Source organism: Arthrobacter sp. ERGS1:01, from assembly GCF_001281315.1.
Classification (GTDB): domain Bacteria; phylum Actinomycetota; class Actinomycetes; order Actinomycetales; family Micrococcaceae; genus Specibacter.
The window spans coordinates 2,498,988-2,510,579 of record NZ_CP012479.1; the positions used below are offsets into that span (position 1 = coordinate 2,498,988).

Here is an 11,592-nt window from a genome sequence, read left to right on the forward strand (position 1 = left end):
GGTTAGCTCCTTCGCGCCAGTACGTGGTCACAGATGTGCGCGAGTTCCAGGGCCAGGGACTGCGGCAGCGCCAGGGCGTCCGCCTTGTCCAGGGCCCGGGCCACGAGAGTTTGTGCAAGGTCCAGCGCGCGTTCCTCCGCACCGAGCTCCCGCAGGGTCCTGCGCACCACCTCGGCGTCGGCGTCTCCGCGCCGGAACGCGGCCAGGGTTGCGGTGAATTCGTCCGAACCGGCGGCGAAGGTGGTCAGGATGGTGCGCTTGCCCTCCCGCAGATCGGACTCGACCGATTTTCCCGTCATGGCGGACTGGCCAAAGGTGCCCAAGAGGTCATCGATCACCTGATAGGCCACCCCGATGTCGCGGCCCACGCCGGCGAGGGCGTCCGCCGTAGCCAGGGATTCCCCCGCCAACAGTGCACCTGCGCGCAGCGGCATTTCAAAGGAGTACACGGCCGTTTTCAGCCGCTCCATATTCAGCACCTCGGGCAGCTCCGGCGAGCCTTCCCGCAAGGAAAACAGGAGGTCGTCAAGTTCCCCGGCGGCGGCGGCAAAGATGGCCTCGTGCAGGGTTGCCAGGATCGCGGCACCCTGGGGGTGGCCGCTTGCGGCGGACATGGCCAGGCGCAGCGAACCGGTCAGCAGCAGGTCGCCGGCGATGATGGCGGCACTGTGTCCTGCATGGTCCGCGTCGGGTGCGTCAAAACCCTGTGCCGTTGCCATGTCGCGGTACACCGCGCCAAGGGTGTCGACCCCGCGTCGCACAAAGTCCCGGTCAATGACGTCGTCGTGCACCAGCAGGGCGGCATGGAGCATTTCAAAGGCTGCGGCCAGTTCGCTGCACGACTTCCAGTCCCGCCCGCCGAACGCCGCGTAGCTGCGGAAAATCAACTTGGGCCGCAGCCACTTTCCCCCGGCGACCGTGCCGGCCAGGTGGATGAACAATTCGCCAAACGCCGGGGAAAGGTCCGATGCGCGGCGGCCCTCCGAGGCAAAATGGGCGTCCAGGACACCCTGGACGAGCCCTTGGAAGGCTGCCCAGTCCAACGGGGCGGTGTCGGCGTCCGCCTCCGTGAAGTCGCGCTCGGTGAACTCATTCCGTGCGGCGACAAGCGTCTCACCGGAACGGGAGACGGGGTTCTCATTGCTTGGTGTCATGGCTTTGCATCCCTAGGCATCGAGTGGCTTCGTTGATGGTTAAGGTCGCGCTTCACCGGGGTCCAGCTCAGCCGCGCGTTTGGTCATGGCTGCCACGATGCCGCCGAGGAAGTCGACGATGACGCGCTGGTCGTCGTCGTCGTAGCTGCGCACCTTGTCATCGACATCCATGATCATGGGCATGATCTTCTCCATGGTCTTGCGGACCGATTCCGCACTGGGGGTGATCAGCGTCCGGCGCCGGTCCGTGGGGTGGGGCGTGCGGCAGGCGTGCCCCTTGGCAACCAAACGGTCAATGACGGTGGTGGTTGCGGCAGCCGTCAGATGCAGGGCCTGGGCCAATTCGCCGGGAGAGATGGAGCGTTGCCGCAGCAGGTGCTGCATGGCCTGGAAGTCGGTGTCATTGAGCTCCATCTCGCGCCGCATGATGAATTCCATGACCTCGTTCAGGACCAGGATCTGGCGGACCAGCACGGAGGCCTGGTGCATCGGCCTCGGCGGCCGCCAACTGTTGCCGTCCTCCATGAAGATGCTCCATCCATTGATAATAAGAAAATCTAATTACATACTGGTGGAACAAAGTGGTTTTGTCTAGCAAGGAGTTGTTTGCCGTGGTCACCATCGCAGTGGCAGGCGCCACCGGTTACATTGGCGGGCGGCTGGTGCCCCTGCTCCTGGCGTCCGGCGCCGACGTGCGGGTCCTCAGCCGGCGGCGCGACAAGCTCCGGGACGTTCCGTGGCGCAGCCAGGTGGAGATCCTCGAAGGCTCCATGGAGGATGCGGACACCGCCGCAGCGCTCTGCCGGGGCGCCGACATCGTCTACTACCTGGTGCACTCCATGTCCGGAGGCACCGGGGCGGCCTGGGATTTTGAACGGGTGGAACGGCGGTGCGCGCTGAACCTGGCCAGGGCTTCGCGCGACGCCGGGACCACGCGCCTGATCTATCTCTCGGGCCTGCATCCCCAAGGCAGGCTCAGCCGGCATCTGGCGTCCCGGACCGAGGTGGGCGAAATCCTCCTGGCGTCAGGAACGCCGACGGCCGTGCTGCAGGCGGGGCTGGTCATTGGCTCCGGTTCCGCCAGTTTTGAAATGGTCAGGCACTTGACCGATGTGCTGCCCGTGATGCCGGCGCCCAAATGGGTCATGAACTCGATCCAACCCATCGCCATCCGGGACGCCCTGCACTACCTGGTGGGCGCCGCCCAGCTGCCGGCCGGCCTCAACCGGACCTTCGACATTGGCGGACCCGAGGTGCTTAGCTACGCCGAGATGATGCGCAGCTATGCCGATGCCGCGGGATTCCGCCGGCCCCTGGTCATTCCGCTGCCCGTGCTCACCCCCTGGCTGGCCGCGCAATGGGTCAATCTGGTGACCCCCGTCCCCCGCAGCCTGGCCGTCCCCCTGGTCGAATCCCTGCAGCACGACTGCGTTGCCCGGGAAAGGGACATTGCCGCCTACATCCCGGAGCCCGACGGCGGCCTGACCACCTACGGTCGGGCCGTGGAATTGGCCCTGCACAAGATCGCGGCGGACACCGTGGAAACCACCTGGGCCACGGCGCACGCGCTCAGCGCCCCGGCCGAGCCGCTGCCCAGCGACCCCGACTGGGCCGGTTTGACGGTCTTTACGGATGAAAGGACCAAGACGACACCCGCCCCGGCCAGCCAGGTCTGGGCCGTGGTGGAAGGGATCGGCGGGGCAAACGGCTACTACTCCCTGCCCTTTGCCTGGGCCGTGCGCGGCTGGCTGGACAAGGTGGCCGGAGGGGTTGGCCTGGCCCGGGGCAGGCGCAGCCATCAACACCTCCAACTCAACGATGCCGTCGACTGGTGGCGGGTGGAAACCCTTGAGCAGGGCCGGCTGCTGCGGCTTCGGGCGGAAATGATCGTCCCGGGACGGGCCTGGCTGGAGTTCGAGGTGACGCCCGCGGAGCCGGAAGACGGTGGCGCCGGCGGAAGCGTCTTCCGGCAGCGGGCCATCTTCTTCCCGAGAGGCTTGACCGGGCGCCTGTACTGGCTGGCCGTATTGCCGTTCCACGGCATTATCTTCAAGGACATGGCGAACCGCATCACCGCTGCGGCCTCCCGGCGGCCCTGAACCAGCGGGGGCGAATCTCCACCCTGGGCAGGATGCCCGCCGGCACCCGGGCGCCTACAGTGGAGTGAGTGATCATGCATTCCATCTACGACTGGTTCCGGCGGCACCGCTTTGCCGTGGACTTTGTCCTCATGGCCGTGCTGTGGCTGGTGGCGACCCCGCTGAGTGCCGTCAGCGCCGGCGGCGCCCACTGGGCCAGCCTTCCAGCGGGCTTGGCCGCCGCCACGGCCCTGATCGTTCCGGTGGCCTGGCGCCGCACCCGGACCGTCATGGCCGGCTCCATCATTGCCGTCGTCGCGATCACCCAGTGGGCGCTGGACATCGCCCCCATGCCGGCCGACATCGCCGTCCCCATCATTGTCTACGCGCTGGCCGCGTTTGGACCCCGCTGGGCGAGCCTGGGCGGACTGATTCTTGCGCTGCTGGGGTCGATCATGCTGGTCACCCGGTTCTTCTACAACCTCACCTCCTCCTCGATCGCCGATCTGCCCTACGGGGCCGTGCTGATCCTCATGGTGTGGGTCCTGGTCCTGTTCAGTTGGACGGCCGGGGACCTGACCCGCACCAAACGGCTCCGCGAACAAGCGCTGGAGGACCGCGCCCACCGCCTGGAGATCGAGGCCCAGCACGAGCGCCAGCTGGCCGCCAGCGACGAACGCGCCCACATCGCCCGCGAGATGCACGACATCGTGGCCCACTCCCTGTCCGTCATCATCACCCAGGCCGACGGCGCCCGCTACGCCGCCGCGGCCAGCCCCGAGATCGCCCCGGCCACGCTGGCGACCATTGCCGAAACCGGCCGGTCCTCCCTGCAGGAGATGCGCCGCCTGCTGGGCGTGTTGCGCGGCGACGCCGACGCCTCGATGCGCCCCCTGCCGGGCCTGACGGACCTGGACGAACTGCTCCTGGGCATCCGCGCCGCCGGCCTGATGATCAGCTACGATGTCACGGGCGGGGCGCGGCGCATGTTGCCGGCCGGGGCCGAACTCACGGCCTACCGGGTGGTCCAGGAGGGCCTGACGAACGTCATGAAGCATGCCGGCCCCCAGGTGGAGGCCGCCGTGCTGCTGAACTGGACCGCCCGCGGGCTGGAAGTGTCGGTAATGGACAACGGCAGGGGGGCCTCGGCGTCGTTCGCCACCACGGGCCCGCTGCCCGTGTACGACGCCGGCGCCTCCCCCGCCCCGGACCTCGCCCCGAGCGCCGGCAACGGGCTGCGCGGCATGGCCGAGCGCGTGAAACTTTACGATGGAACATTGGCGGCCGGACCACTGCCCGGCGGCGGCTTCGGCATCACCGCCTTTATCCCCTACACGGAGACCTGAGATGACAGACACCCCCATTCGCGTTGCCCTCGTGGACGACCAGCAACTGGTCCGTTCCGGCTTTGGCATGCTGATCAACTCCCAGCCCGACCTCGCCGTGGTGGTGGAGGCTGGGAACGGCATCGAGGCACTGGCCGCCCTCGCCGCGACGGCCGCCGACGTGGTCCTGATGGACGTGCGCATGCCCGGCATGGACGGCATCGAAACCACCCGGCGCCTCATGGAGCGGACCAAACAGGCCCCCGCGGGGTCGTGGCTGTCGGAGTTGAAGATCGTGGTGCTGACCACCTTCGACCTGGACGAATACGCCCTGGCCGCCATCCAGGCCGGCGCCAGCGGCTTCCTGCTCAAGGACGCTCCCCCGGAGGAACTGCTCGGCGCCATCCGCACGGTCTTTGCCGGAGATGCCGTCATCGCCCCGTCCACCACGCGGCGCCTGCTGGACCATGTGGCGCCCATGCTGTCGGCCCCCAGCCCGGCCAACGACGCCCACTCGGCCGCCGTCGCCAGCCTGACCGGGCGGGAGCACGAGGTGTTCGTGCTAATCGCCAACGGCCTCTCCAACCCGGAAATCGCGGCCCAGCTGTTTGTCTCCGAGGCGACCGTGAAGACGCACGTGGGGCACATCCTGGCCAAGCTGAGCGCCCGCGACCGCGTCCAGGTGGTCGTGATCGCCTACGAGACCGGGATCGTCTCCCCGGGTTAGGCCAAGCGGGTGGGGAGCCGGCGGTTCTCCGCCCCTGGTAGGAGGCACCGGCGTCGAACGTGGGCCACATATCCACCCCCGCTCCGATCCGCCGGGGCAGGGCCGGGAAATACGCTGGATGCATGACGATCATTACGCAGAAATCCCAGCGCACCCTGGCGGTTCAGGCCCGCGGCTTGCGCAAGAGCTACGGGCGCGGCGAGACCGAGGTTGCGGCGCTGAAGGGCGTCGACCTGGACTTCCCCGCCGGCCAATTCACGGCCATCATGGGCCCGTCCGGCTCCGGAAAATCCACGCTCATGCACTGCCTGGCCGGCCTCGACTCGGTCACCTCCGGCACCATCCACCTGGGCGAGACCGAGCTGACGGCGCTGAACGACAAGGTGCTCACCCAGTTGCGCCGGGACCGGATCGGCTTTGTGTTCCAGGCCTTCAACCTGGTGCCCACGCTCACCGCCGAAGCCAACATCACTCTCCCCGTGGCGCTGGCCGGCGGCACCGTGGACAAGGACTGGTTTGCGTTCATCACCGAAACCCTGGGCCTGACCGACCGGCTCAAGCACAAGCCGCACGAACTCTCCGGCGGCCAGCAGCAGCGCGTGGCCGTGGCCCGCGCCCTCCTGACCCGCCCCGACGTCATTTTTGGTGACGAACCCACGGGCAACCTCGATTCCCGTTCCGGCGCCGAGGTGCTGGGCATGCTGCGGCGCTCCTCCCGGGAAATGGGCCAGAGCATCATCATGGTCACCCACGATCCCGTGGCCGCCTCCTACGCCGACCGCGTGGTGTTGATGAACGACGGCGCCCTCGTGGGCCAGCTGGAGAACCCCACCGCCGAGTCCGTGCTGGCCTCGCTGGCATCCCTGGGGCCTAGGCCGTGCTCCAGGTATCCTTCAGCCAACTCAAGACCCATTCCCGGCGCTTCATCGCCATCACGCTGGCCGTGCTGCTCGCCGTTGCCTTCCTTTCCGCCACGCTCATGGTCAACGCGTCCACGAAGGCGTCGCTCAAGGCGAGCATCGGCCAGTCCTATGCCTCCGCGGACCTGGTGGTTTCACCTCCCGGCTTCGATCCCCTGGCGCCGGCGGCAGCCCAAAAGGTTGCCTCGTCACCCCTTGTTTCGAACTCCTACGCCCAGCGGTCGCTGAGCATCCAGACCCAATTGGGGAATGCCATGGCGGGCGGGACCATCCGCAACATGCCCTCCTCCCCCGCTCTGGAACCCATGAAACTGCTCAGCGGTTCCTGGCCGGCCACCGGCAACCAGGTGGTGGTCGATTCCGTCACGGCCGACCGCAACGGGCTCAAGGTCGGCGGTACCGCAACGCTGACCAGCCAGCCTTCCGCCGGCGAATCCGCCGTGGCACCCGAGCCGAAACTCGCGGCCACGATTTCCGGCATCATGGCCGCGTCCGCGGATCCCCTGCAATCCGGCACCGCCCAGTTCGTTGGCACGGCCGACGCCGTCACCAAGCTGGGCGGCCCGACGCCCGGCTACGGCAGCATCACGCTCAACCTCAAGCCCGGCGTGGGCATCGCGGAGGCAAAGACGGCACTCGCCGCAGTCCTCGACCTGCCCGCTAGCAGTGTCCTGACACCGGACGAGAAGACCACCGAACAGGTCGCCGGCTTCACCGGCGGGCAGGACCAGCTGACCATCGTGTTGCTGGCGTTTGCCGCCGTTGCACTTCTGGTCTCGGCCCTTGTCGTCTCCAACACCTTCTCCGTACTGGTGGCCCAGCGAACCCGCGAACTGGCGCTGCTGCGCTGCGTGGGCGCCAGCCGGAAGCAAGTCCGCAATTCGGTGATCGTCGAGGCCCTCGTCGTGGGCTTCACCGCCTCCGTCCTGGGCGTGCTCACCGCCGTCGGCACCATGGCCGCCGTCCTTGGCCTGCTGCGCACCAACCCCGACTTTGCGTTCGCCACCCTGGGGGTGCCGGCGTCGGCCATCGTCACCGGCCTGCTGGTGGGCACGGCCCTGACGGTGCTCGCCGCACTGGTTCCCGCCCGCGCCGCCACGGCGGTCGCGCCGCTGGCGGCCCTGCGCCCCGCCGAGGACGCCACGGTGCACACCTCCGCCGGCAAGATCCGGCTGGGCGTGGGCGTGGCGCTGATCCTGGCCGGCGGCGCGGGACTGGTGTACGGCGGGCTAAGCTCGCAGCTCATCCTGGCCGTCCCGGCAGGTGCCGCATCGTTCGTGGGCATCATCATGGCCGCCACGTTGTTTGTGCCCAAGCTGGTCCGGCTGGCCGGGAGCCTGGCCGCCCCGGCGGGCGTGCCGGGCAAGATGGCCGCCGCCAACGCCGTCCGCAATCCACGGCGGACGACGGCGACGGCGTCGGCCCTGCTCATCGGCGTCACTTTGGTGACCATGATGATGACCGGCGCGGCCACCGCACGGAACGCCTTTGAAAGCCAACTCGACGGCCACTACCCCGTGGACATCACGGCTCAGCAAAACCCCGGCAGCACCGCACTCACGACCGCCGAGGTGGCCAAGACAGCGACCCTTCCCGGCGTGCGCAAAGCGGTCCTGTTGAAAGCCGTTGGCACTGTCACGAGCAATGGCGCCACCATGCCCGCCTACGGGATCGCCCCCGCCGATGCAACGGCCCTGTTGGGCAACGCGGCAAACCGGCCCCGGGGCACCGGAGTCATCCTGCCCAAGGGCTTCAAGGAAACCACCGTCAGCCTCGCCGCCGGAACCCAGACCACCACGGTCCCGGCCAGCCAGGCCACGACGGACAGCTTCTCTGCCCTGGTCTCCTTGGCCGCCTTTGCCCCGCTGCCCGCCGCGGAAGCCGCCAACATTCCGGGGCAGGTGTGGATCTCCGTCGACCCGTCGCTGAGCACCAACGCCATGATGGACCTGCGCACCAGCATCGCCAAGACCCTGGGCGTCGAGGAGTACATGGTCAGCGGAGCCGTGTTGGAGAAGGCCATGTTCACCCAGGTCATCAACATGCTGCTGCTGGTGGTGACAGGGCTGCTGGCCGTGGCCGTCTTCATCGCCCTGATTGGTGTGGCCAATACCCTGTCCCTTTCGGTGCTGGAGCGGACCCGGGAAAACTCGCTGCTGCGGGCCCTCGGGCTCACCCGCGGTCAGTTGCGCGGCATGCTGGCCCTGGAGGCCGTGCTGATTGCCGGCGTCGCCGCCGTGATCGGCTCCACACTGGGCGTACTGTACGGCTGGGCCGGTGCACAGGCGGCGCTGGGCAAGTTCACGGCCGTCACGGCCACCATTCCGTGGGGCCAGATCCTGCTGGTGGTGGGCGTTGCCGCGGTGGCCGGGCTGTTGGCCTCCGTGGTACCGGCTCGTCGCGCGGCCAAGCTCTCCCCCGTTGAGGGCCTCGCCATGGACTAGCTTCCGGCGCTCTGCGAAAAGGGACGGCGCTTGCGCAAAAGGACGGTGGTCTACCGCCGGCCTTTTGCGCAAGCGCCGTCCCTTTCTAAAGTGGCGTCCGCTCCGGCGGCCCACGTTATCCACAATCGCGAGAGAGGCCCTTCCGCGACACCCATTTGCGGTGGAACCCTGTAAGGCATGGGCATGCCAAAACTGATTTTGCCGGCCGACTACGAAAACGTCGGGCAGGACCGTCGCAAACTGGTGGCCCGCTGCAACAAGGGCGAGCTCACCCGGATTCGCCGCGGCGTCTACGTGAGTTCCGCGGATTGGCAGGGGCTGCGGCCATACCAGCAATGTGGACTCAGGGCCCTGGCTTTCCAACACCTGGCGCCGCGACAACCCGTGCTGTGCAACGCGACGGCGGCACTCCTGTGGGGTCTGTGGGTGGTCGGGACACCGCGGAAACTTCACGTCATGACGGAAGTGACCACAGGTGGGCGCAGCGAGAACGGTGTGGTTCGGCACCGTGGATCATTGACCGAGAACGTGATCCGTTGCGGACCCTTCCTGCTCACGGACAAGCTCACCACCGTCATGCAGCTCATCCTGGCCCTTCCGTTTCCGCAGGCCGTGGCGGTGTGTGATTCCAGTTTGCGAGCCCCGGAACGCAAGTACGTTTTCAATTACTTCACACCGGTCGGCGTGGAAGCCGTTCCCGGGGATCCAGTGTGGCAGGGCAGCCACCCACAAGGACTCCCCATGCGGATTGACGAGCTTCGTGCAGCCGCAGCGTTGCTCCCCAGCAAGGCCGCCATGGCGCGCGCCCTGGCAGTCATCTCGTTCAGTTCCGATTTGTCGGGCTCGGCCGGGGAATCGATCAGCCGGGCGAAGATGCACATGCTGGGCTTTCCAGCACCCATTCTGCAGAAGAATTTCGTGCTGCGCGACGGCAGCAACGCCTACGTGGATTTCTGGTTCGAGGAACTGCGGCTGGCCGGCGAGTTCGACGGGAAAGGAAAATACCTGCGCTCCGATTGGGGCGGCGGGCTGTCCATCCAGGGCCGGGTGCTGGCGGAGAAGGCTCGCGAGGACCAGATTCGAGCCCAAGGCGTGGGCTTTGTCCGGTGGACGTGGGACGAAATGATGAACCGGGAGAGGTTCATTTTCCTGCTGCGCCAGGCCGGACTTCGCCAACCTTGAACACATCAGATCAAAAAAGCCGGCGTTCGCGGTTAAAGCTGGTGGTCTAACGCCAGCTTTAACCGCGAACGCCGGCTTTTCCGGATGCGGGTGGGTGCGGATGCGGGTTACGCCTCGGCGGGTTCCTCGTACTTCGGGAAGATCGGCGCCGGGGCGGGCAGCACGGTACCGGCCACCAGGGGCGAGCCGATGGCCGCAAATTGGCGCACGGCGTCGTCCGCGGAGGTGCCCTGGCCCAAAACGGTCAGCAGCTTCGCGGCGGCGTCGGGCATGACCGGCTGGATCAGGATCGAGACCATGCGCAGCACCTCAAGGGTCACGTACAGCACGGTCTCCATGCGGGGAACGTCGGTCTTGCGCAACACCCAGGGAGCCTGGTCGGCGAAGTAGGCGTTGGTGTCGCCCAGGACGTGCCAGATCTTCTCCAGCGAGCCGTGGAAGTCCTGCGTCTGGTATGCGTGGCGGGAGTGCTCGAGCAGTTCGCGGGCCGCGGACAGGATGGTCTCGTCAGCCTCCGTGAATGCGCCGGGTGTCGGAACAACGCCTTCGCAGTTCTTCGCCACCATGGACAGCGACCGCTGCGCCAGGTTGCCCAGGTTGTTTGCAAGGTCGGAGTTCATGCGCCCGACGACGGCGTCGTGGTTGTAGGAGCCGTCGGCACCGAACGGGACCTCGCGCAGCAGGAAGAACCGCACCTGGTCCAGGCCGTACTGGGCCACCCAGTCGGCGGGGGCCACCACGTTGCCCAGGGACTTGGACATCTTCACGCCGTTGTTGTGCAGGAAGCCGTGGATCATGACGCGCTTGGGCAGTTCCAGCCCGGCGGACATGAGGAACGCGGGCCAGTAGACGGCGTGGAAGCGGGAGATGTCCTTGCCGATGACGTGGACGTCCGCCGGCCAGAACTTCTGGAACGCCTCGGAATTCTCGTCCGGGTAGCCCACGCCGGTCAGGTAGTTGGTCAGTGCGTCGACCCACACGTACATGACGTGCTTGTCGTTGCCGGGCACGGGGACGCCCCAGTCGAAGGTGGTGCGGCTGACGGAGAGGTCCTCCAGGCCGCCCTTGACGAAGCTGATGACCTCGTTGAAGCGGGTGCGGGGGGCGCCGAATTCGGGCTGCTCCTCGTAGAGTGCCAGCAGCTTTTCCTGGTAGTTGGAGAGGCGGAAGAAGTAGCTCTCCTCCTCGGTCCAGGTCAGCTCGGTGTCGGTGACCTTGGAGTAGCGCAGGCCGTCCTCGCGCAGTTCGGTCTCGTCCTCGCCGTAGTAGGCCTCGTCGCGGACGGAGTACCAGCCCTCGTACTTGCCCAGGTAGATGTCCCCGGCGTCCTCCATCTTCTTCCAGATGGCCTGCGACGCAGCGTAGTGGTCGGCGTCGGTGGTCCGGATGAAACGGTCGTAGCTGATGCCCAGGGCGGCGTGCGCCTCCTTGTAGACGGCGGCGTTGCGGTCCACGAGTTCCTTGGGCGTGATGCCTTCCTTCTCGGCCGTCTGCGCAATCTTCATGCCGTGCTCATCCGTGCCGGTCAAGAACATCACGTCGTATCCGTCCAGGCGCTTGAAGCGTGCCATGGCGTCGGTGGCGATGTACTCGTAGGCGTGCCCGATGTGCGGAACACCGTTCGGGTACGTGATGGCGGTGGTGAGGTAGTAAGGCGTCTTGGCCGATTCAGTAGATGTCACCCTACGAATTTACCGTGAACCCGCCCAAAACACCGCTTCGTACCAAAAACGACGACGACGGCCCCTTCGCGGGCGCTGAG

8 protein-coding genes and 1 pseudogene are annotated in these 11,592 nt (G+C 67.1%); 6 read left to right on the plus strand and 3 right to left on the minus strand.

Going from position 1 to position 11,592, the window contains the following annotated elements; all coding sequences use genetic code 11:
- Positions 1–2: 2 nt before the first annotated feature.
- Positions 3–1,154, minus strand: coding sequence for a polyprenyl synthetase family protein (locus AL755_RS15245; protein ID WP_054011729.1), 1,152 nt, complete (start codon positions 1,152–1,154; stop codon positions 3–5).
- 39 nt (positions 1,155–1,193) lie between these two features.
- Positions 1,194–1,679, minus strand: coding sequence for a MarR family winged helix-turn-helix transcriptional regulator (locus AL755_RS15250; protein ID WP_054011730.1), 486 nt, complete (start codon positions 1,677–1,679; stop codon positions 1,194–1,196).
- A 62-nt stretch (positions 1,680–1,741) separates the two neighbouring features.
- Between AL755_RS15250 and AL755_RS15255 the strand changes: the two genes are divergently transcribed.
- From AL755_RS15255 to AL755_RS15280, 6 genes and pseudogenes are all read left to right on the plus strand, one after another.
- Positions 1,742–3,253, plus strand: coding sequence for an SDR family oxidoreductase (locus tag AL755_RS15255; protein ID WP_237762499.1), 1,512 nt, complete (start codon positions 1,742–1,744; stop codon positions 3,251–3,253).
- Positions 3,254–3,327: 74 nt separating this feature from the next.
- Positions 3,328–4,578: a sensor histidine kinase gene (locus AL755_RS15260; protein WP_054013103.1), complete on the plus strand. Its 1,251-nt coding sequence runs from the start codon at positions 3,328–3,330 to the stop codon at positions 4,576–4,578.
- 1 nt (position 4,579) lies between these two features.
- On the plus strand, positions 4,580–5,284 hold the full coding sequence (locus AL755_RS15265; protein WP_054011731.1) for a response regulator: 705 nt from the start codon (positions 4,580–4,582) through the stop codon (positions 5,282–5,284).
- 122 nt (positions 5,285–5,406) lie between these two features.
- Positions 5,407–6,153, plus strand: a pseudogene (locus tag AL755_RS15270) (ABC transporter ATP-binding protein); the annotation flags it as partial.
- Between the two features lie 8 nt (positions 6,154–6,161).
- Entirely contained in the window at positions 6,162–8,648 is a 2,487-nt protein-coding gene (locus AL755_RS15275) for an ABC transporter permease (protein WP_054011732.1), read from the plus strand.
- A gap of 183 nt (positions 8,649–8,831) precedes the next feature.
- Positions 8,832–9,830: a hypothetical protein gene (locus tag AL755_RS15280; protein WP_150117137.1), complete on the plus strand. Its 999-nt coding sequence runs from the start codon at positions 8,832–8,834 to the stop codon at positions 9,828–9,830.
- A gap of 107 nt (positions 9,831–9,937) precedes the next feature.
- Here the strand turns inward: AL755_RS15280 and metG are convergent, their stop codons facing one another.
- Positions 9,938–11,512, minus strand: coding sequence for a methionine--tRNA ligase (metG, locus tag AL755_RS15285; RefSeq protein WP_054011734.1), 1,575 nt, complete (start codon positions 11,510–11,512; stop codon positions 9,938–9,940).
- Between the last annotated feature and the right edge of the window lie 80 nt (positions 11,513–11,592).

Bases quoted from the DNA above. Each gene is read 5' to 3' on its own strand.
- AL755_RS15245 (WP_054011729.1), bottom strand. From the start codon at position 1,154: ATGACACCAAGCAATGAGAACCCCGTCTCCCGTTCCGGTGAGACGCTT.
- AL755_RS15250 (WP_054011730.1), bottom strand. From the start codon at position 1,679: ATGGAGGACGGCAACAGTTGGCGGCCGCCGAGGCCGATGCACCAGGCC.
- AL755_RS15280 (WP_150117137.1), top strand. From the start codon at position 8,832: ATGCCAAAACTGATTTTGCCGGCCGACTACGAAAACGTCGGGCAGGAC.
- AL755_RS15265 (WP_054011731.1), top strand. From the start codon at position 4,580: ATGACAGACACCCCCATTCGCGTTGCCCTCGTGGACGACCAGCAACTG.
- AL755_RS15260 (WP_054013103.1), top strand. From the start codon at position 3,328: ATGCATTCCATCTACGACTGGTTCCGGCGGCACCGCTTTGCCGTGGAC.